Below are 19,806 nucleotides of genomic sequence, written 5' to 3'. Positions count from 1 at the left end.
CTCAGAAGTGTTCATCGCTTGATCTCGATATCGTCGAAGTCGAGCGCCAAAAGCGTCGGCCGCGAGAGGACACGGCCACCTGGGCCCCGCGGAAGCACGCGGCGCCGAGTGGGGAATGTGAGGCCGTCGAACTGGCGATGCTGGTCGCAGTAAAGGGCGGCTTTGGCCCACTTTCCTACAGGTTCAGCGACGAAGTCGTGGCGGCGGATGAGGCCACCGCTGTCGACGTAGAAGGTCTGTTGCCGGCAATGGGTATCGATCGCCGGCGCGAACGTTGCTTGTAGTCGTCGCCATTGCTGCCCGGATTCCTGCCAAGGTTCGGCTTCGGTGACAGTGATGTCGTCGCGGGCGAGCAGCAGCGGTGCGTTCAGATAGTTCCAAAAGGCGTAGCCGGCAAAGTAAGCGGTGTCGAGCGCGTCCCAGTGAAGATTGCGCCGGATTCCACTCAACCCGAAGAACTCTGGACGTGGGTCGGTTCGACTCCCGAGTTCTTCGCCGTCACGAGTTTCGATCCGCACGACGCCCTTGTCGAACACAGCGTACTCGCCGACACACGGAAAGTCTTGGAGGACAGTGCGTTGCTCGGCGACTTCAACCTCGACCGTGAACTTCGCCAGCTTGTTGCCGGGGAAGCGCTGAGGCAGCAGACCGCCCAAACGTCCCCGTGCCGTGATCGCTGAAACTGACTGCCAACGTTCGACTCCGCCATGTGCGGTGAGAACTTCATCGAGCAGTTCGTTCATGTCTCGTCGCTTTCCGTCCCCTGACGGAACTGAGGAATCAGTGATCAGACGGACGGGTAGCTGTAGTTGCGTTCTTCCGGCGGTACCACTGCCAGCCCGCGGTGATGATGACAGCGCCGGCGAGGGACCCGAGGATGCCGCTCGGGCGCAATGATAATCCGTCGCCTGCAATCAGACTCACGAGCAATCCGCCGACCAAAGAACCACCGATTCCCGCGATGAACGCGAAGGTCCAATCCACCCGTGCGGCCCTTTGTCCCAGAATCAACTGGGCTCCCGCTCCGATGACGATTCCGAACAGAAGTATTCCGATGATGAGCATGTGAAAAGACCCTTTCGTGGAGTGACGACGCAAGGCGCGAACGACTTACTCTGCGCCATCTTTCCGGTACGTCCCTTATGTCGTGGTGAAATCCATGTGAAAGGTCGTCACCGATCACTCCACACTGCTAGGACGACGCCAGTGTCGTCGCCCAGCGGTAGTCCGCCTTGCCGGCCGGAGTCCTCTTGACTTCGTCGACCAGCACGATCGTGCGCGGCACCTTGTAGCCGGCCAACGTCTTACGGCAATGTTCCTGAACCGCTTCGAGAGTCAGCTCGTCAGACTCGGGATAGGTCGCGATCACCGCGGCAACCTGCTGCCCCATGCGCGCGTCGGGTGCGGGGACAACAAGCGCGTCGGAGATCGCCGGATGCGCGTGAAGGGCGGCCTCGACCTCTTCGGCGAATACTTTCTCGCCGCCGGTGTTGATGCACTGTGAGCCACGGCCGAGGAAGACAATGGTGCCGTCCGCTTCCACCTTGCCCATGTCTCCGAGCACCGAAAGACGGGTGCCATCGGCGCGGGTCGGGAACGTCCGGGCGGTCTTCTCCTCGTCCTTGTAGTACCCGAGCGGGACGTTTCCGATGCGAGCGATGTATCCCACATCGTCGGAGCCGGCTGGGATCTCTTCGAGACGCTCGTCGACCAGAATCATGTTCGGCGAGGGCGGCATTCGCAGATTTCCTGCCTCGTCGATGGCGAAGGCGCCGTCGTTACCTGACTCCGAGGCTCCGAAGTTGTCCCGCAACAGCAGGTCCGGCTTCACCGCCAGCATGCGGTCCCGGACGCTGGTGGACCAGATCGCGCCACCCGAGGTGATCGAGAACAGGGTGCTGAAATCAACCTCGTCTTTGCGTCGTTCCATCTCGTCGACCAACGGCAGTCCCATACCGTCGCCGACGATCAAGATCACCTGTACCGAATCCTTCTCGATCGCTTCGACGACCTTCGCCGGGTCGAATTCTCGTCGTAGAACAACCCGCGCACCGAGGGTGAGGAAGGTGAACAGCGAGTACAACGCGGCGCCATGCATCAGCGGGGCGGCAATGAGGAACGATAGCTCCGGAAATTCCTTTGCAGCACTGGCAATCTCGGCGAGGTCCTGCCGCGCTCCCTCTCCGTACGGATTTCCGCCGGAGAGCGGCTTACGGAAGAAGTCGTCGTGACGCCACATGACGCCCTTCGGGTATCCGGTTGTCCCGCCGGTGTAGAGCAGGTACACGTCGTCGCCCGAACGAGAGTCGAACTCCCCCACTGGCGACTGTTCACGCGCGTCGTCGAAGGAAACCACGGAAACTTCGTGCTCATTCGCGGCAGCGACCAGTTCGGCCTCGATCTCGCCGATCACGATCACCGTCTTCACCTTCGGGCATGCACCGAAAAGGGAAGCAAGGACACGCTGATGTTCGGGAAGTTCCACGACCACCGCGACCGAGTCGGAGTTGGTGAAGATGTACTCCAGTTCGGCGGGTGTGTACCGGTAGTTCACGTTGATCGGGACCGCGCGGATCTTGATCAACCCGAGGATCGACGTGACATGTTCAACGCTGTTCTTCAGGAACAGAGCCACGTGGTCACCACGCGAGATACCGGCTTGCGCGAGCAGGTTGGCGGTTCGATTGGCCTCCGCGTCCAACTCAGCGTAGGAGAAGTTCTCTCCCTCGTAAGTCAAGGCGACGCGATCAGGTACCGAGCTGGCGACGGTTTCGAATACATCAGCGAGGTTGAACTGCATCGTCTTCCCTTTCAGAGTCTGCGCCGCGATATCGAGGCATACAACCCTGAATCTAGAACACGTTCCATGCAGTCCGAGGCAAAACGGAACGATTAGCTGACCATTACCTGGACCTGACCTTGATCGGCGCGGCGACGGCCGAGCCCGCACCGCCCGACACCCATTCGGCGAGCAAGGTCTGCCACGACCCGCAATGGCAGCGCAGGTAGGTGACCGTCCCCTCGCTGGTCCGATGCCGGGATTCGACCTCCCAGCGATGGATGCAACCGATCGGCGTGATCTCTGTTTTCTTCATGCAACGAGCATGATGTAATGGCATTGTGCATCTCAACCCTTACGGCGAATATGCGGTGACGTTGGCAGCCGACCTGGCCAATCGAAATCCCGCGTCCTTGGCCGAGTTGGTCGAACGCTGCGTCGACGCGGGCATCATTCTCGATTTCCCCATCGCCGAGAAAGATCTCGACGAGACCCTCGATCTCCTGATCGAGTGGTCGAAGATCGTCGACGTCACGGACGAGGCTGCCCGCGCCGAGTTGGTGAACGTCATGCTCGAGCAAGCGTCGGCGTATCCGCGCATGACCAACCACGCCAACGACGGGTGGCATCTGCACTACCGCGATCCGCAACAGTCGCTCGCCGAGGTCCTCAAGGCACTCTTCTCGGTAGGCACGGCGCTGCACCTCGTCGGCCGCGGTATGCACCGATTAGGTCGATGCACCCTGGACGAGTGCACCAACATCTACGCGGACACCTCACGCAACGGCAATCAGCGGTACTGCTCCCCCACGTGTGCGAATCGCGACGCGGTGCGACGCCACCGCGCGCGCAAGTGAGCCGTACCGACTACGACGCGGGACCGACCACCTCGAAGTCCGAGCCACCTTGGTAGTCGAACTGGAAACTGCCGCTACTGCTACCCGAGCTGATTCGATTCCACGCGTCGATCAAGTCCTGGACCGTGTTGTATCCCAGATCCTCCAAAGAACCTGAGAGACTTCCGGTTCCGGCGCCCTCGAACCAACCGCCGACCACGACGGCCTGCGGAATGGCAATAGTCGGATTGGTGGGATCGAGGAGTCGAACGCACGCTCCCGCGACGGCGTAGACCCCAGCGGGCAGATTACCGACGGTCCGAGTGATCGTCTGGCCAGGCGAGACGGCAAACAAATCGCGGATGTTGCTGACAGTCGGGTACACCAGCACGCCAGGCTGGAGCAGTTTTGCCGGGTCACGAATCACGTCGGGGACATCCCTGGCATTGAGGATCGCCACCGTGCAGTTGATGAAGCTGAACCGCGGATTCGGATTGGTGATGGTGAAGGTGATCGCATTGTCCGCTGCGCTCACCGACACCGGCGGCGGGAGAATCGCCGGTGCTGCCGACGCCGTCGCCGGAGACATCACAACCATTCCCACAACGGCGGCCGACGCCGCAGCGATGCTTCCGCAAGCTCGTATGAATCCACGACTGCGCATTTCCGAACCTCCAGGCAAGTCGGTCAGATCACCAGATGCCTGAAGAATAGACCGCTCAGTCGGAAATTTGGGGAGACAGACGCTGAGCTACCCGAAAAGTCCTTCGAGGCTGCCGCTGCCGAACAGGTCGCTCAGGCTTCCGGTATTGATGCCGCTGAACGGTCCACCGATGACAACGAGGCTCGGCACGCCAGGAACGGGCTTACCCAACGTCTCGAGATCGAGAAGATCGGAGCAGGCACCGAGCACCGCGTAAGTCCCGTCCGGAACATCGGTCACGGTATTGGTGACCGTCTGCCCCTTGCCCACGGCGAACAGAGACTTCGGATCGGTGATCTTGGGGTACACCACAAGGTTCGGATCGAGCAGCTTCAACGGATCGTCAAGCACGGCAGCAGAATCCGCGGCATTGACGACAAACGCCTGGCACAACGGGGCAATGCCCGTGTTGTTGTTCGTGATCGTCAGTGCCAGATCGTTTCCGGTCACCTTGTACGAGACGACCGGCGGGAGCACCTCGGCCGACGCAGTTGCAGGATTGACCATCGCTACGCCGGCCGCAGTGGCAGCGGCAACCGCCACGGTCCCCACTACGCGACGTACTCCACTCGTGCCCAGCTTCATCGAGGATCCTTTCGTACTGCGCCTTGAGTTCGGCAACAGTGCGCAGCCTAGATCGGATCTAGCGCCCGAAATGGCCCAATGGTCCCGCCTGGAGGTCATGCTCGAAAAATCGGGACAAACGTCCCCTTCTCGAAGAGCTCGCGCTTCGACTCAATTCCCGCTGGAGACGAAGGGCGTACGCACCGGTCCGCCTGCCGATCCGAGCGGTGCGACCAATCCACGCTTTTCGAGGATCGGACGCACGCCCTCACCGAACTGATACGCCTCTTCGAGATGCGGATAACCCGACAGTACGAAGTGATCCAGGCCGATCGCCGCGTACTCGGCAATCCGATCGGCCACTTCTTGGTGCGAACCGACCAATGCGGTACCCGCTCCCCCTCGGACCAATCCGACGCCGGTCCACAGGTTCGGCGCAATTTCCAGCGACCTCGCTCCGACACCCTCCTTGTAAGCCGAACCGCCGCCGTGCAATTCGAGCATCCGACGCTGACCTTCGGAGCCGGATCGCGCAAGACTCGCCTGAGCCTGCTCGACGGTCGCCGGGTCGAGCGCACTGAGCAGCCGATCCGCTTCTGCCCACGCCTGTTCCGAGGTGTCCCGGCTGATGACGTGCAGACGGATTCCGTAATCGAGGTGGCGTCCTTGAACTTCCGCGAGGTCGCGGATCCAGGCGATCTTGGCTGCGACGGCGGACGGCGTCTCACCCCAGGTGAGGTAGGTGTCCGCGTAACGCGAAGCGACGGTTCCGGCTGCCGGCGAGGATCCGCCGAAGAAGATGGGCGGTACCGGATCCGGAATACGCTGCAGCGTAGCTTTTTCCACGTTGACGTACTCGCCGGAAAAATCAACGGGCCCCTTACCGGACCACAGCTGGCGGATCACGTCGAGGAACTCGCCGCAACGTGCGTACCGCTGGTTCTTGTCGAGGAAGTCACCGAACGTGCGCTGCTCGTGGTCCTCTCCACCGGTCACGACGTTGAGCAGCAGGCGACCGCCCGACTGCCACTGGAAGGTCGCGGCCATCTGGGCAGCCAACGTGGGGCTGAGCAATCCCGGGCGCAGAGCAACCAGAAACTTGAGCGTCTCGGTGGTCTCGACCATCATCGCCGTCGTCAGCCATGCGTCTTCGCACCACGCGCCCGTGGGCGTGAGGACTGCTTCGAAGCCGTTCGTCTCTGCGGCCGCACCGATCTGATTGAGGTACTTCAGCGTCGCCGGACGATCACCGGACATCGAGCTACCGTGCCCACCCGCCATCAGATTCCGAGAATCACCATAAGTAGGCAAGAACCAGTGGAAGCGCAGTGACACGGGGATTCCTTTCGTCGACGAACAGGCAGAACTCTTCTGTCATTACATCCACACTCCACCTCGAAGAACAGGGTTGAAATCACCCTGATCTCTATGGGTGCCCACTTTCAGTCCCGGCGATACGTTCGTGAATTTGCACCGCTACCCGGGGGCTCCGATGACTACGTTTGCCGAAGTCGAGCACAATTCACCGTTCTCGAACGAAACCGACGATGAGCGACGTTCCAGGCTGAGAACCGTCGTCGCCGCAAGCCTGCTCGGCACGACGGTCGAGTGGTACGACTTCTTCCTCTACGCGACCGCCGCGAGCCTCGTCTTCAACCAACTGTTCTTCCCGAACCAGAGTTCCTTTGTCGGGACCATGCTCTCTTTTGCGACCTTCGCGGTCGGCTTTCTCGTTCGCCCGATCGGCGGAGTGGTGTTCGGTCACATCGGCGATCGCATCGGGCGCAAGAAAACGCTTGCTCTCACGATGTTCATCATGGGTATCGCGACGGCGCTCATGGGTGTTCTTCCAACGGCCGCTCAAATCGGCGTCGTGGCACCGATTCTGCTTCTGCTGCTTCGAATCCTGCAGGGATTTGCACTCGGTGGTGAGTGGGCCGGAGCTGTTCTTCTGGCGGTGGAACACAGTCCGGAGAAGAAGCGCGGCTTGTTCGGCAGCATCCCGCAGATCGGGCTGGCTCTCGGGTTGGCCTTGGGCACAAAAATGTTCGCGCTACTTCAAACGGTCTTCGACGACGAACAGTTTCTCCGTTTCGGCTGGCGCATAGCCTTCGTTCTGAGCTTGGTGCTCGTGATCGTTGGGTTGGTGGTCCGATTGAAGGTCGACGAGACGCCGGCATTTCAGGCGGTTCGCGACCTCGAACAACGCTCCTCCGCACCGCTCAAGGAAGTCTTCCACGGAAGGGTTGCACGAAACACCGTACTGGGCATGCTGTCTCGCTGGGGCGAGGGCGCCGCCTTCAACACCTGGGGCGTCTTTGCAATCACCTATGCAACCAAGACTCTGCATTTCGAAAAGGTCCCCGTACTCCTCGTGGTCACTGTCGCAGCAGTTGTCATGGCGATCTTGCTGCCGTTCTCCGGCCTGTTCACTGATCGGTTCGGTCCGCAACGGGTCTACATCGTGGGCATCGCCGCGTACGGACTCGCGATCTTCCCCGCTTTCGCACTGTTCGGGACCGAAAACCTTCTGCTCTTCGGACTCGCGATGATCGTGGTCTTCGGAGTGATTCACGCCTTGTTCTACGGAGCCCAGGGAACGCTCTACGCGAGCCTGTACCCCACCGAAATCCGATACACCGGGTTGTCGGTCGTCTACCAGTTCTCGGGTATCTACGCCTCCGGCGTCACTCCCCTGATCCTTACTGCACTGATCGGCGCCACCGGCGGTTCGCCGTGGCTGGCCTGTGGATATCTGGTGGCCACCTCGGCGATCAGCGTCGTCGCCACTGCGGCGATCAGGAAGCGTGATCTGTACCTGTAGTGGATGACATCTAAATATCTCTATCTCTTGCATATTTGCTAGATATCCATAGAAATACCGGACAAGTAGATACGGATCGAGATACGCCCACGCATCGGATACATCGGTGTATCGTTTGGGTTCCATCCCGACGGAGGCACCGATGACGACTGGAACGGACAACTCGCCGACCAAGCGTGTCACCAAACGCCGTGGTCAGACCCGGCAGCGCCTCCTGGATGCGGCCGCGGACGTCTTCTCCGCAGCCGGGTTCGGACACGCCACCGTCGAGCAGATCTGCGAACGCGGCGGATACTCCCGAGGCGCGTTCTACTCCAACTTCGACTCACTCGACGAATTGTTCTTCGCGATGTGGGAGCAGCGATCTGCAGCGATGCTCGCCGACCTGAGGGTGGCGACGGAATCGATCACCGCCGGGAACACCGTCGACATCCATGCCGCCGTGGCCCGGATCGTGGCGGTGGTTCCGGTCGACCCGCAGTGGTACCGAATCAACGCCGAGTTCACTGCCCACGCACTCCGCAACCCGGCACTTCGCAAAGCCCTCGCCGATCGCGAAGACGCAATCCTTCGAACGCTGCTTCCCATCGTGGAGGCCGCACTCAGCGATGTCGGGCGAAAAATCGTCGGTGACCCGACGTCGTTGGGACGGGCGCTGGTCGCCGTACACGACGGCACCAGCGTGCAGTGCCTCGTCGATACCGACACCAACGCGGCCTTCGCGTTGCGCCGCGATATCTTCACTCGAATTCTGCTGTCCTACAGCGAAATAATCCAGAACAACCAATCGGAAGAGGAGCTGTCGTGAGCGAACAAGCTGACGTCATCGTTGTCGGGGCAGGGCTGGCGGGACTGGTCGCCACCTACGAACTGACCCGCGCCGGCCGCAAAGTCCTTGTCGTGGAACAGGAGAACGCTGCCAACCTCGGTGCGCAGGCATTCTGGTCTCTCGGCGGACTCTTCCTGGTGAACAGCCCCGAACAACGCCGGCTCGGCATCAAGGACTCCCTCGAGTTAGCCATGCAGGACTGGATGGGCACTGCCGCATTCGACCGCGACCGCGAAGATCACTGGCCGCGTCAGTGGGCCAAGGCATACGTCGAGTTCGCAGCCGGAGACAAGCGTCAGTACCTGCACGATCTGGGCCTTCGCCTGATGCCCAACGTCGGCTGGGCCGAACGCGGACGCGGAATGGCTCTCGGACACGGTAATTCGGTGCCGCGCTTCCACCTCACCTGGGGAACGGGACCAGGTGTCGTCGACGTTTTTCTGACCAAGGTCATCGCTGCCCAGAAACGTGGGCTGGTCACGTTCAAGCACCGCCACCAGGTGGATCAGTTGGTGGTCACCGACGGCGCGGTCACCGGTGTACGAGGAACCGTCCTCGAACCTTCCAGTGATCTGCGCGGTGTGAAGAGCTCACGCACCCCCGTCGGCGAGTTCGAGTTCGCCGCACAGGCCGTCGTGGTGACCTCCGGCGGTATCGGCGGCAACTACGAACTGGTGAAGAAGAATTGGCCGGAGCGACTCGGCACGGCTCCGAAGCACATGCTGACGGGAGTACCGGCGCACGTCGACGGGCGCATGCTCGAAATCACCGAATCCGCTGGCGGAAACATCGTCAACCGCGACCGCATGTGGCACTACACCGAAGGCATCCAGAACTGGAATCCGATCTGGCCGAACCACGGAATCCGCATCATCCCAGGACCGTCCTCGATGTGGTTCGACGCCACCGGCAAGCGTCTGCCGGCCCCCAACTTCCCGGGCTTCGACACGATGGGGACCTTCAAGTACATCCTGGACAGCGGTCACGAGTACACGTGGTTCATCCTCGACCAGAAGATCATCGAGAAGGAGTTCGCACTCTCGGGATCGGAACAGAACCCTGACTTCACCAATCGCGACTTCAAGCTCCTCCTCGAACGAATCAAGAAGGGCGCGCCGGGACCGGTCGAAGCATTCAAGCAGAAGGGCGCCGACTTCGTTGTGCGTAACAACCTTCGCGATCTGGTCGACGGCATGAACGCCCTCACCGACGAACCGCTCCTGGACTACGAGGACATCGAGCGCGAGATGATCGCCCGCGACCGCGAAGTCGACAACAAGTACAGCAAGGACTTCCAAGTCACCGCCATCCACGGTGCACGTAATCTGTTGGCAGACAAAATCGTGCGCGTCGTTGCGCCGCACAAGATCCTGGATCCCAAGAACGGACCACTGATCGCGGTCCGGTTGCACCTGCTCACCCGCAAGACACTCGGCGGCTTGGAGACCAATCTGGATTCGCAGGTCATCAAGGCCGACGGCAGTGTCTTCGACGGCCTCTACGCGGCCGGTGAGGTCGCAGGCTTCGGCGGCGGCGGAGTCCACGGCTACAGCGCGCTCGAAGGGACCTTCCTCGGTGGCTGTATCTTCTCGGGCCGCGCAGCCGGACGAGCATTGGCGCGCGACCTGTAGCCCGAAATCAGGCGAGCGAATGCGTGACCAGAATGTGGTGGGCACGCATTCGCCGCGCCTCGTGCACGGATTGATGGTGGTGATGGTGCGTCGGTCCGCGCGCGTGGCGAACCAGATCGTGAACAGTTCGGATGACGGTCGGCATTGCGATCCTCCCTCAGGAGATGGCGACTGCTGTTCTTGTCGGTGGAATCACTGTCTGGACACCGCCACTCGCGCCACCTCCTCCGGATCGATCAGGTGGGTATGGTCGTCGTCACCGACATCTATCTGCACGACGTCGATGCGGCCGTTAAATGTGGTTGCGCCGCTGTAATCAACACTGACAGGCATGCCGTAATCGTCACCGATGTCGGTAGTCTCGTCGGCGGAGAAGACCATCGGTTGCGTCTGATCGACGCGACCCGAGCCCACTTCGCGACCGTCGTGATAGATCGTGACCCCGCCGCCTCTCGCGAGACCACCTCCGTCGTAGGCGAACTCAGCCCTGATCTGATGTGATCCTGCCGGAATGTCAATGTCGGATCCGATGACGAACTCGGTCATGCCGAGCAGGTTGTAGACGAATTTGGCGCGACCTTCCCGCGCGTAGAGTGCCCAGCCCCCGAACCTGCCTCCCTGCGCGATCATCACACCGTTTGCTGGGATGCCATCCGCGACGTCGACAGCTGCAGTGACACTGAACGATCGGTTTTTGATGCTCAGCACGCTGTGCTCGCTCAATCGCTTCATTCCGGGAAACAGAACCTGTCTGTTCCCCGACACCAACTGCGGGCGCCCCGCGATGTGAGGGTTGAACCTCTCGAATCTTCGGTCGTCGATGGGGAGCACGTTGTACTTGACCGCTTCGATCAACCACAAACGTTGCAGTGCAGCGAGTTTCTCCGGCATCTGGGCCGCCAAATCTTTGGACTGCGTCCAATCCTGTGACCCGTCGTAGAGTTCCCAGACGTCGTCGTCGAGAGCGGGGAGTACCTCCGCGAACAGCCACGGAGTGCTGTGCCTGGTGACCGCACTCCAACCCTTGTAATAGATACCGCGATTGCCGGCCATCTCGAAGTACTGCAGATCGTGGCGTTCCGGGGCTTCGGCGTCGTCGAAGGTGTAGACCATGCTGGTCCCCTCGACGGGCGATTGCTGGACGCCGTTGACAAAAGTCGGTTCCGGTAGTTTCGCGGCTTCGAGGATCGTCGGTGCGACGTCGATGACGTGGGTGAACTGCGACCGCGTCTCACCCTTGGTCCGAATCCCTGCCGGCCAGTGCACGATCGTCCCGTTGCGAGTGCCACCCCAATGCGACGCAACCTGTTTCGTCCACTGATACGGCGTACACATTGCCCACGCCCACCCCACGGAATAGTGGTTGTACGCGTCCTTGCTGCCGAACTTGTCTTTCACTTCCGCCATGAACTCCGGCGTCTCGATGGCGGCGAGTCCGTTGAAGTTGGCCATCTCGTTGAAGGCTCCGTTGATCGTCCCCTCTGCGGACGCTCCGTTGTCGCCGATGATGTAGTACACGAGGGTGTTGTCGAGAGCCCCGAGTTCTTCGATCGCATCGACAAGTCGGCCGACATGGAAATCGGTATGTTCGAGAAATCCTGCATAGACTTCCATTTGGCGTTCGAGGACGGGCTTCATCGCCTCACTCATGTCCTCCCACGCCGGAATGGCCTCGGGTCGCGGGGTGAGGACCGCATCCGCGGGAACGACTCCCCGCTGCTTCTGCTGCTCGAGGATCGATTCGCGTTGAGCGTCCCAACCTCCTGCGAACCGGCCCTCGTACTTGTCGGCCCACTCCTTCGGAACATGGTGCGGCGCATGGGTAGCGCCGGGTGCAAAGTAGACGAAGAACGGCTTGTCCGGAGCCAAGGACTTCTGCATGCGAACCCAGTCGATCGCGTGATCGGCAAGGTCTTCGGTGAGGTGGTAACCCTCCTCCGGTGTCTTGTCCGGCTCGACAGGCGCGACGCCCTCATACAGCGCCGGGTAATACTGGTTGTTCTCCCCGCCGATGAATCCGTAGAAGTGCTCGAATCCGCCTTCTCCCGTCGGCCACGACGTGAACGGTCCCACCGGGGAGGTCTGCCACGGCGGCACCTCGTGACACTTGCCGAACTGCGCCGTCGAGTATCCGTTGAGTTTCAACGTCATCGGCAGCGCGGCTTTGGTATTCGGGCGCAGACCGGAAAGACCAGGAGCCGAGGTCGCGGTTTCGGTGACCGAGCCCATTCCGACCGAATGGTGGTTGCGCCCACTCAGGAGAGCGGCGCGGGTCGGTGCGCACAGCGCAGTCGTGTGAAACCGCGTGTACGTGAGCCCATTACTTTGCAATCGCTCAGCGGTCGGTGTGTCCGCTGGTCCGCCGAAAGCACTGCTCGCCCCGTACCCCACGTCGTCCAACAGCACCACCAGAACATTGGGTGCCCCGGCCGGCGGCAGTAGCGGAGTGATCGGCGGAAACTCCGTGTCCGGATCCTTCGCGTCGTACGTCACCAGACCAAGATGTTGTCGATCCGGGATCGGTAGTACAGCGCGGCTCTGGCCTGTCGGATCCGTCATGACGTCTCGCCTTCTGTCTCTCACATGGCTCCTTCAAGCGTTTCAGGACCACGACGACGTCGACATCATCCGTTTCGGGTGAAGGCGCACCATCGCCGCAGCGTGGAGGCTTGAAGTGTGGATCAGCCCGGACGTTTCGCTCCCACCCCGATCGGGCATGCCTTCCTCGTCCCCCGGCGCCGTGTGCGTGCGGGCCTGACCCAGATCCTGTGCGTCGTCATAGGACTGGCTGCCGGACTGGCAATGCCGTATATCCGGAGCGGCCCGACGATTCCAGCCCGTCAGGTCAGCGAAATGCTCGTTGCCCTCGGACTGGGGTTATTGGGTGTAGTGGCAGTGATCTTCTCGCTGCTGTTTCTTGTCGTCCAATGGGCCGCGACTACCTTCACTCCTCGCCTGTTGCTATTCCGCGACGACCCCATCGTGTGGCGGACGTTTGCTTTTGCAATAGGCCAGTCGGTTTTCGACATCACGGCGGCGCTCGCCATCAGCAACGAAACGGACGTGTCCGTGATCGTGCCAAGTCTCGCAGTGCTGGCACTCTTGGCCACGCTGACGCTGATCAGACTGCTCCAGCTGCGCGCATTCTCGGCCATCCAGTTGGCTCCTGTACTGACCACGATCTCGAGTCGTGGCCGAGCAGTCTTCGCCGCCGTGTACCCCACCACCGATCTGGAGTTGCCTCCTCTACCAACACTTCCGGTGATCACGACAATCGAGTGGCATCGACCGCCGGCCGTTCTGCAGCAGATCCTCGTCGAAGATCTGCTGCAGAACGCTCGGAACTGCCGATCCATGGTGGTCCTCCGAGTGTCGCCGGGTAGCACGCTGCGAGACGGATTGCCGCTCGCCGACGTCTACGGCGGACCCATGCCCGCCAACACGATCCTTGACGCCTTGGTCAGTGGGAGTGAGCGGACCTTCACCCAGGACCCCCTACTCGCGATTCGGTTGTTGGCTGACATCGCGCTCAGAGCGCTCTCACCCGCTATCAACGATCCTGCGACGGCCGTGCAGGCTCTGGACGAGATCGAGGACCTCCTCTCTCTAGTGGCCTCCGTACGCGCAGATTCGATCCGGGCCGTCGACGAGCGTGGTGATCTGCGTGTGGTGATTCCACTGCCCGACTTCACGAGCTTCGTCAGAACCGGACTGGACGACGTCATAGCCTCGGCATCGAACTCGCCACTCGTTCTGGGCCGACTTCGCGACCTACTTTCGCACGTCGCCGCCCAATCGGAGTCTCGGAACCGCGATATTCTCGCCAAGCGCGCTCGCTGGATTGATCAGCTGTCACAAGGCTTCCCGCGACTCGAACCCCCGTTGTGAACCCGTACAGATTTGCGGGCCATCGCGTCAAAGCATCGTCAAGATCAGTCTCAGAGCTACGGGAAATGACGATACTGACTCGGTGAGACATGCAGTGATACTCGGACACCGTGGAGTCATATCGTCGACGACCCGCCCGGCCCGTGGGCCAGAGAATCAGAAGCTCTCCGTCGCAACCGGACTGGCAGGGCTTTCGCTCGACGCGATGGCCTCGGTGTCGTACGGGCCAGAAGCCATCGTGTTGGTGTTGGCCCTCGCCGGCGGCGCAGGGATCGGGTTCACCGTGCCGGTGACAATCGCCATCGCAGTGCTGCTTGTGGTCCTGGTGGCGTCGTACCGCCAAGTGATCGCCGCATTTCCCGAAGGCGGTGGCGCCTACGCCGTCGCAAAGAAGCATCTGAGCCCGCGGGCAAGTTTGACCGCCGCCGCGTCGTTGATCGTCGACTACACCCTCAACGTCGCGGTATCGATCGCAGTCGGTGTCGCGGCTCTGACCTCCGCCTTCCCCGCACTTCTCCCCTATACGGTCTGGATCGCACTGGCCATACTCGGCGGCATCACGGCACTGAATCTGCGGGGCATCGCAGATTCCGCGCGGGTATTCATGTTGCCCACCGTGGTTTTTGTCGTCAGCATCTTCACGGTGATCGGTGCCGGACTGCTTCGGGAAAACCCTGCCGCCGCAACGGCTCCCTTTGTCGTCGACAACGCACACACGATCGGCATTCTCCTTCTGCTCAAAGCCTTTTCGAGTGGTTGCGCCGCATTGACCGGAGTCGAAGCCATCGCCAACGCGGTACCCAGCTTCAAGAAGCCTCGCGTGCGTAGCGCTCAGCGTGCCGAAGTAGCTCTGGGAATCCTTTTGGGCACCATGCTGATCGGCCTTGCCGTGTTGATCGAGAAGTTCTCACTCGCACCGGTCCCTGGAACAACGGTCCTGTCGCAACTCACTTCCGCTGCCCTCGGAAATGGTGTGGGCTACTACGTCGTCCAATTCTCCACCGTGATTCTGTTGGCGTTGGCCGCGAACACCTCGTACGGCGGACTTCCCAACCTGATGCGGATCCTCGCCGACGACAACGTGCTCCCGCACCGCTTCAGCCGGAAGTCGACGCGCGACGTCTTCACGTACGGCGTCTTGTCGCTCGGTGGCGTCGGTGCTCTCCTGCTCATCGGATCCGGCGGAAACATGAACACCTTGGTGCCGCTGTTCGCCATCGGTGTGTTCATCGGATTCACGCTCGCGCAGTTCGGCATGGTGCGCCACTGGCTCGCCGAACAGACGCCGGGCTGGAAGTGGCGCCTAGCGCTCAACGGTTTCGGGGCTGCGTTGACTTCGATCGCAGCAGTGGTGACAACCGCCATGAAGTTCACCGAGGGCGCCTGGTTGATCGCTCTCGCGCTCCCTGCGCTCGTCCTCGGCATGGAACGCATCCGCGGTGCGTACACACATATCGGTACTCGGTTAACCGTTCAGGGTGAGAACGATTCTCTGTCTATCGGATACAAACCAGCGGTTCTAGTACCCGTGTCCGAAATTACGTCGCTCTCCACCCGCGCGATGGCCGCGGCAACAGCGATGTCTTCGCAGCCCATCGCAATTCGAGTCTGCCTGGCCCACGAATCTACGACGGACTTCACCCGCCGATGGCAAGCCCGACACCCGAATTCGCGTTTGATCGTCATCGAGGACACCGAGAATTCCGTGGGGAATACCCTCGCTCGATACATCCGCACACACTTCCCCCACCGAGAGACCTTTGTTGTCGTCGCCACCATCGACCCGGCGACCAGATGGCACCGGTTCCTCCCGAGCCAACGGACCGATGAGATCGCTCATGCACTGCGCAAACACACCGAGGCCGTGGTGTGCCAGATTCCGGTTCGGATCGATCCGGCTCACCGCGATCCCGCCCTACGCGCGTAAGCAGACGCTCAGAGCGAAGTCCCGAACAACATGCCGAGCAGATACGTCGCGCCGGCAGCGCCGTAGCCGATCGCAAGTTGGCGTAGGGCCCGCTTGAACGGCGGCCCGCCCGACAGCAACCCGACCACAACGCCCGTCGTCAGCAACGCGATCCCCACGAGCACGGACGCGACGATCAGGGCTGTCATGCCTTCCAGGCCGAACAGATACGGCAACACCGGAATGATTGCGCCCGAGGCGAAGAAGCAGAAACTTGCCGCCGCTGCGCCCAACCCGGTTCCGACGGCTTCATGGTCGTCGACAACGTCCGCGGAGCCGAAGGTGCTGTTCGCGAGGACCTCGGCGGCGCGCTGGTCCGCTTCCTCGGCGGACATGCCGCGGGCCCGGTAGACCAGGGACAATTCGTTGGCGTCGACGTCGAGCAGGCCGACAGCTTCGCTGGCAGCGGGACCAGGATTGGACGCTTCCAGCAACTCTCGCTGCGAGCGGACGGAAACGTACTCGCCGGCGCCCATCGACAGGGCGCCGGCCAGAAGCCCGGCCATGCCGGTGATCAGAACGATCTGGTTGGAGACGCCGCTACCGCTGATGCCGAGTACGAGAGCGAGATTACTGACCAGGCCGTCGTTGGCCCCGAAAACGGCGGCACGAAACGTCCCCGAAAGTCTGTTCCGACCCCGAGTGGCCAAGGCCCGCACCACTTCTTCGTGGATCTTCTCGTCCGCGCCCATCGATGCAGTCGCGTCGGCGTCGTTGGGATACGGGGATCGCGTCTCCGCGCGCTGCGCAAGAGCGAGCACGAAGACGGAGCCGAAGCGCCTGGCCAGAAAGCCCAGTATCCGAGTGCGGATATCGCCGCGAAGTGGTTTGCCGACGTGATCGCCGAGTAGCGCTCGCCAGTGCGCCTCGTGTCGCCCCTCCGCGTCGGCCAGTGCGAGAAGGATTTCGCGCTCCTCGCCGCTGCGCCTACTCGCGAGGTCTCGGTAGACGGCGGCCTCGGCTTGTTCGTCGGCGAGGTATCGTCTCCAGCGCTTGACATCTCGCGGGTCTGGATCGGGTCGTGCGGCCGGAACTGTGGACATCGTGTTCCCCTTTCCGGTGAGGCGGTCACGCTTCGAGTACGCGGTCCATCCACGTCGTCAGATCGTTGATGACGTCGTCGCGGTTGGTCTCGTTGAAGATCTCGTGTCTGGCACCCGGATAGGTGTAGTAGGTGACGTCTTCGATCCCCGCCGAGTTGTACCGTTCGACTGCGACGTCGGTACGGCTCAGTGCGGCGTTGAGAGGATCCGAGGTGCCGACGAAGACCAGGATCGGAAGGTCTTGTCGCACGCCCTCGACGTCGACGAACCTCGGTCCCGCTGCGATAAGTCCACCCATGCCGGCGTCGTCCAGGCTGAAACCGCACAGCGGATCGTTGATGTACAAATCCACCTGCGCTTCGTCACGGCTGAGCCAGTCGTGCGGAGTACGGGCCGGTTCGAATTCCGCATTGAACTGGGCGAGGACGTCCGGGCCGTCGTTGACGAGGCTCTCGATCAGTTGATCGACCGCGGTGGTCCCCGACAGTGCGACGGCGTCGATCAGGTGCGAATGATCGAGGATGTACTGCTGCGAAGCGAACGAACCGAGGCTGTGGCTGAGCAGTACGACGGGCAGGCCGGGGTGTTTGTCGCGGATGATGCCCGTGAGGGTCACCATGTCTGTAACCAAGCGGTTCCAGCCGTCGTCGCCGATGTTGCCTGGGCCGGCGTGCATGCTCTCACCGTGGCCGCGGTGGTCCGCCGCGTAGACGTGGAAACCGCGAGCATTCAGGGCTTCGGCAACGTGTGCGTAGCGTTTTGCGTGCTCACCCATACCGTGCGCGAGTTGAACAACCCCTCGAGGTTCCTGCTCGGTGGGCCATTCGTGGACATGAATGACCACTCCGTCGTCGCTGGTGAAGGTGAACATGCGCTACTCCCGGTGGTCGCGATCCGGACAGGTCATTTCTCATGCTAGATCCGCAGCGGCAATCCATCCGGGAAGTAGGTCCTGATCACCGGCGAGCCTGATTCGTTTCTGCACATCCGGCTTCAAACTCGGATATACCGGACACGGATGTTCGGAAACAGTTGTCGACCAGCCTGAGGAGTACAGAGCGATGAATCCCAACCGCATGCGCAACGTCGGCTTGTTGGCGGCTCCACTTGCTGCTCTCGCCCTTCTCAGCGGTTGCGGCTCGGATGAAACGGGAACGGCCGAGAGTTCACCGGCACCCGCCTCAACCACGACCGCCTCTGCGCCGACGACCCAGACCGGCACCGCTTCACCTTCGACGACCCATACCGATCACACCCAAACCACAACCTCGACGGCACCCAATCCCGAAGGCTGCGCGATCGGGGAACTGAACGTCACCCTCGGCGAGTCGAGTGGCGCCGCCGGTTCTGTGGAGCTTCCGGTGGTCTTCACCAACACGGGCGGCCGCACGTGCACGCTCGACGGTTTCCCCGGCGTCTCGTATGTCACGGGAGCATCTGGAAACGAAGTGGGTGCTGCCGCCGGCCGCTCCGGATCCGGATCACTCGTCTCCCTTGCCCCTGGCTCTGCCGCAACGTCTTTGGTGCGCGCCACGAACGTCGAAAACTACCCCGCAGATCAGTGCGGCGTGACCGACGTTGCGGGACTGAGGGTTTACCCACCCAACAGCTACGACTCCGTCTTCCTTGCCTACCCCACCAAAGGTTGCTCGATGACCGGCGCGAACATCAATCAGCTGACGGTCGCACCGGTCGCCCGCTGAGTCACGGCTTGAGGCGTCGTAGACCCCAGAGCGCCGGCAGGAGGAACAGGCCTGAAAGGATCAGGACGAGTGCAGCTTCCGTGAATTGGAATCGTCTGACCTGGTCGACCGAGTGGTACCAGGTTTCGTAGTGGTCCACTCCCTGGGCGAGCACACACGCACGATACTCGGCTTCGAGTTGGGCCAAGAATGCCTTCTGGCGAACGTAGAAATCCACGTCACTTTCGTCGGATCGCTGATCGTATTCACTTCCAGCTGTATCTGTAGTGCACGCCTGATAGTCGATCTCGACCGGCTTCCCGTTGGCATCGGTGTATCCACTCCGTATTACCCACGCCATCGAGGAATCCATGACGTATGTTGCGTAGAATGTGTCGTGGTCGATACCTTGTGTCAGCACAGTCGGCTCGGCATAGTGCGGCCGTGCCAGGTTCTGAAATCCCACCATCAAACCTGCTACAGCGACCAAGGTGACGGCCACCGCGGCGATGGGTGATCGCACCAGCAGTGATACCGCAGCTCCGGCGACCAATGCCATGAAAGTGTATGCACCCAAGACAATTCCGCTGGAATTGAACAGAGGGAAGAGCATCGAACTCATTCCGTACGACTGAACGGGTCCGACGTTGACCACATAGCTCCAACTCTCGAATCCAACCCGCGCGGCCTCGAGAATGAAGCCGAGGATTGCGGTCGCAACAGTGAGCGGAAGAAAGACAACAAGAACTCGCATCCAGAACCAGCGCGCTCGACTGACCGATTGCGTCAGACCGAGAACATGCGTTTGCTGGTCGATGTCACGGGAGAAGACGGTCGCACCCACCAGCGCCCCGAGTAGTACCGGCAGGGCAGCGGCGATCGTGTTCACACCGGTAACGGCGGTATCCGCCCAACAGTCCCATCCGACCCCGACACACCCGAAGTACGTTCCTCGGCCCTCTGCCCCCAAGCTACTTCGAGTTCCGATTCCCCCGACTATCGCTGCTATAGCCAAAGCTGCGATGAATCCCAATGACACGATAAGCGATGTCCGGTGGTGC

19 protein-coding genes are annotated in these 19,806 nt (G+C 61.5%); 7 read left to right on the top strand and 12 right to left on the bottom strand.

Going from position 1 to position 19,806, the window contains the following annotated elements:
- Positions 1–11 precede the first annotated feature (11 nt).
- The 4 genes from ACFWEM_RS03350 to ACFWEM_RS03335 form a co-directional block, all read right to left on the bottom strand.
- The gene (locus ACFWEM_RS03350) at positions 12–743 is read right to left on the bottom strand and encodes a hypothetical protein (protein WP_378531155.1); all 732 of its coding nucleotides are present in this window, start codon (positions 741–743) and stop codon (positions 12–14) included.
- 37 nt (positions 744–780) lie between these two features.
- Positions 781–1,065: a hypothetical protein gene (locus tag ACFWEM_RS03345; protein WP_378531153.1), complete on the bottom strand. Its 285-nt coding sequence runs from the start codon at positions 1,063–1,065 to the stop codon at positions 781–783.
- A gap of 127 nt (positions 1,066–1,192) precedes the next feature.
- Positions 1,193–2,800 (bottom strand): AMP-binding protein, encoded by a 1,608-nt coding sequence (locus tag ACFWEM_RS03340; RefSeq protein ID WP_378531151.1) that lies wholly within the window; start codon positions 2,798–2,800, stop codon positions 1,193–1,195.
- Positions 2,801–2,903: 103 nt separating this feature from the next.
- Positions 2,904–3,095, bottom strand: coding sequence for a hypothetical protein (locus ACFWEM_RS03335; RefSeq protein ID WP_378531149.1), 192 nt, complete (start codon positions 3,093–3,095; stop codon positions 2,904–2,906).
- Between the two features lie 25 nt (positions 3,096–3,120).
- Between ACFWEM_RS03335 and ACFWEM_RS03330 the strand changes: the two genes are divergently transcribed.
- Positions 3,121–3,636, top strand: a complete 516-nt coding sequence (locus tag ACFWEM_RS03330) for a CGNR zinc finger domain-containing protein (protein ID WP_378531147.1) — start codon at positions 3,121–3,123, stop codon at positions 3,634–3,636.
- A gap of 10 nt (positions 3,637–3,646) precedes the next feature.
- Here the strand turns inward: ACFWEM_RS03330 and ACFWEM_RS03325 are convergent, their stop codons facing one another.
- From ACFWEM_RS03325 to ACFWEM_RS03315, 3 genes are all read right to left on the bottom strand, one after another.
- Entirely contained in the window at positions 3,647–4,279 is a 633-nt protein-coding gene (locus ACFWEM_RS03325; RefSeq protein WP_378531145.1) for a hypothetical protein, read from the bottom strand.
- An 87-nt stretch (positions 4,280–4,366) separates the two neighbouring features.
- Positions 4,367–4,903, bottom strand: coding sequence for a hypothetical protein (locus ACFWEM_RS03320; protein WP_378531143.1), 537 nt, complete (start codon positions 4,901–4,903; stop codon positions 4,367–4,369).
- Between the two features lie 150 nt (positions 4,904–5,053).
- On the bottom strand, positions 5,054–6,217 hold the full coding sequence (locus ACFWEM_RS03315; RefSeq protein ID WP_378531142.1) for an LLM class flavin-dependent oxidoreductase: 1,164 nt from the start codon (positions 6,215–6,217) through the stop codon (positions 5,054–5,056).
- A gap of 157 nt (positions 6,218–6,374) precedes the next feature.
- Between ACFWEM_RS03315 and ACFWEM_RS03310 the strand changes: the two genes are divergently transcribed.
- From ACFWEM_RS03310 to ACFWEM_RS03300, 3 genes are all read left to right on the top strand, one after another.
- The gene (locus ACFWEM_RS03310; protein ID WP_378531140.1) at positions 6,375–7,706 is read left to right on the top strand and encodes an MFS transporter; all 1,332 of its coding nucleotides are present in this window, start codon (positions 6,375–6,377) and stop codon (positions 7,704–7,706) included.
- Between the two features lie 142 nt (positions 7,707–7,848).
- Positions 7,849–8,514 (top strand): TetR/AcrR family transcriptional regulator, encoded by a 666-nt coding sequence (locus ACFWEM_RS03305; protein ID WP_378531138.1) that lies wholly within the window; start codon positions 7,849–7,851, stop codon positions 8,512–8,514.
- Positions 8,511–10,166, top strand: a complete 1,656-nt coding sequence (locus tag ACFWEM_RS03300; RefSeq protein WP_378531136.1) for an FAD-binding dehydrogenase — start codon at positions 8,511–8,513, stop codon at positions 10,164–10,166. Before ACFWEM_RS03305 ends, ACFWEM_RS03300 begins: the two co-directional genes overlap by 4 nt.
- Before the next feature lie 7 nt (positions 10,167–10,173).
- On the opposite strand, the gene ACFWEM_RS03295 is transcribed toward ACFWEM_RS03300, so the two are convergent.
- The gene (locus ACFWEM_RS03295) at positions 10,174–10,311 is read right to left on the bottom strand and encodes a hypothetical protein (protein ID WP_153211511.1); all 138 of its coding nucleotides are present in this window, start codon (positions 10,309–10,311) and stop codon (positions 10,174–10,176) included.
- A 47-nt stretch (positions 10,312–10,358) separates the two neighbouring features.
- Positions 10,359–12,725, bottom strand: a complete 2,367-nt coding sequence (locus ACFWEM_RS03290) for an arylsulfatase (RefSeq protein WP_378531134.1) — start codon at positions 12,723–12,725, stop codon at positions 10,359–10,361.
- Positions 12,726–12,842: 117 nt separating this feature from the next.
- On the opposite strand from ACFWEM_RS03290, the gene ACFWEM_RS03285 reads away from it, so the two are divergent.
- The gene (locus ACFWEM_RS03285; RefSeq protein WP_378531132.1) at positions 12,843–14,054 is read left to right on the top strand and encodes a DUF2254 family protein; all 1,212 of its coding nucleotides are present in this window, start codon (positions 12,843–12,845) and stop codon (positions 14,052–14,054) included.
- A gap of 94 nt (positions 14,055–14,148) precedes the next feature.
- A complete protein-coding gene (locus ACFWEM_RS03280) occupies positions 14,149–15,981 on the top strand; it encodes an APC family permease (RefSeq protein ID WP_378532720.1) in 1,833 nt (610 codons plus the stop codon).
- An 8-nt stretch (positions 15,982–15,989) separates the two neighbouring features.
- Here ACFWEM_RS03280 and ACFWEM_RS03275 read toward each other — a convergent pair whose 3' ends face one another.
- Both ACFWEM_RS03275 and ACFWEM_RS03270 read right to left on the bottom strand, forming a co-directional pair.
- On the bottom strand, positions 15,990–17,063 hold the full coding sequence (locus ACFWEM_RS03275) for a VIT1/CCC1 family protein (RefSeq protein ID WP_378531130.1): 1,074 nt from the start codon (positions 17,061–17,063) through the stop codon (positions 15,990–15,992).
- A 25-nt stretch (positions 17,064–17,088) separates the two neighbouring features.
- Entirely contained in the window at positions 17,089–17,934 is an 846-nt protein-coding gene (locus ACFWEM_RS03270) for an alpha/beta hydrolase (RefSeq protein ID WP_378531128.1), read from the bottom strand.
- 190 nt (positions 17,935–18,124) lie between these two features.
- On the opposite strand from ACFWEM_RS03270, the gene ACFWEM_RS03265 reads away from it, so the two are divergent.
- Positions 18,125–18,766, top strand: coding sequence for a DUF4232 domain-containing protein (locus ACFWEM_RS03265; protein ID WP_378531126.1), 642 nt, complete (start codon positions 18,125–18,127; stop codon positions 18,764–18,766).
- 1 nt (position 18,767) lies between these two features.
- Here the strand turns inward: ACFWEM_RS03265 and ACFWEM_RS03260 are convergent, their stop codons facing one another.
- Positions 18,768–19,784, bottom strand: a complete 1,017-nt coding sequence (locus ACFWEM_RS03260) for an ABC transporter permease (protein WP_378531124.1) — start codon at positions 19,782–19,784, stop codon at positions 18,768–18,770.
- Between the last annotated feature and the right edge of the window lie 22 nt (positions 19,785–19,806).

The organism is Rhodococcus sp. NPDC060176 (genome assembly GCF_042728675.1).
Classification (GTDB): Bacteria; Actinomycetota; Actinomycetes; order Mycobacteriales; family Mycobacteriaceae; genus Rhodococcus_F.
The sequence above is the reverse complement of the archived record's forward strand: the minus strand, read 5'-3'. Positions and strand labels throughout refer to the sequence as shown.

Bases quoted from the DNA above. Each gene is read 5' to 3' on its own strand.
- ACFWEM_RS03350 (WP_378531155.1), bottom strand. From the start codon at position 743: ATGAACGAACTGCTCGATGAAGTTCTCACCGCACATGGCGGAGTCGAA.
- ACFWEM_RS03345 (WP_378531153.1), bottom strand. From the start codon at position 1,065: ATGCTCATCATCGGAATACTTCTGTTCGGAATCGTCATCGGAGCGGGA.
- ACFWEM_RS03340 (WP_378531151.1), bottom strand. From the start codon at position 2,800: ATGCAGTTCAACCTCGCTGATGTATTCGAAACCGTCGCCAGCTCGGTA.
- ACFWEM_RS03335 (WP_378531149.1), bottom strand. From the start codon at position 3,095: ATGAAGAAAACAGAGATCACGCCGATCGGTTGCATCCATCGCTGGGAG.
- ACFWEM_RS03325 (WP_378531145.1), bottom strand. From the start codon at position 4,279: ATGCGCAGTCGTGGATTCATACGAGCTTGCGGAAGCATCGCTGCGGCG.
- ACFWEM_RS03320 (WP_378531143.1), bottom strand. From the start codon at position 4,903: ATGAAGCTGGGCACGAGTGGAGTACGTCGCGTAGTGGGGACCGTGGCG.
- ACFWEM_RS03310 (WP_378531140.1), top strand. From the start codon at position 6,375: ATGACTACGTTTGCCGAAGTCGAGCACAATTCACCGTTCTCGAACGAA.
- ACFWEM_RS03305 (WP_378531138.1), top strand. From the start codon at position 7,849: ATGACGACTGGAACGGACAACTCGCCGACCAAGCGTGTCACCAAACGC.
- ACFWEM_RS03295 (WP_153211511.1), bottom strand. From the start codon at position 10,311: ATGCCGACCGTCATCCGAACTGTTCACGATCTGGTTCGCCACGCGCGC.
- ACFWEM_RS03290 (WP_378531134.1), bottom strand. From the start codon at position 12,725: ATGACGGATCCGACAGGCCAGAGCCGCGCTGTACTACCGATCCCGGAT.
- ACFWEM_RS03275 (WP_378531130.1), bottom strand. From the start codon at position 17,063: ATGTCCACAGTTCCGGCCGCACGACCCGATCCAGACCCGCGAGATGTC.
- ACFWEM_RS03270 (WP_378531128.1), bottom strand. From the start codon at position 17,934: ATGTTCACCTTCACCAGCGACGACGGAGTGGTCATTCATGTCCACGAA.
- ACFWEM_RS03265 (WP_378531126.1), top strand. From the start codon at position 18,125: ATGAATCCCAACCGCATGCGCAACGTCGGCTTGTTGGCGGCTCCACTT.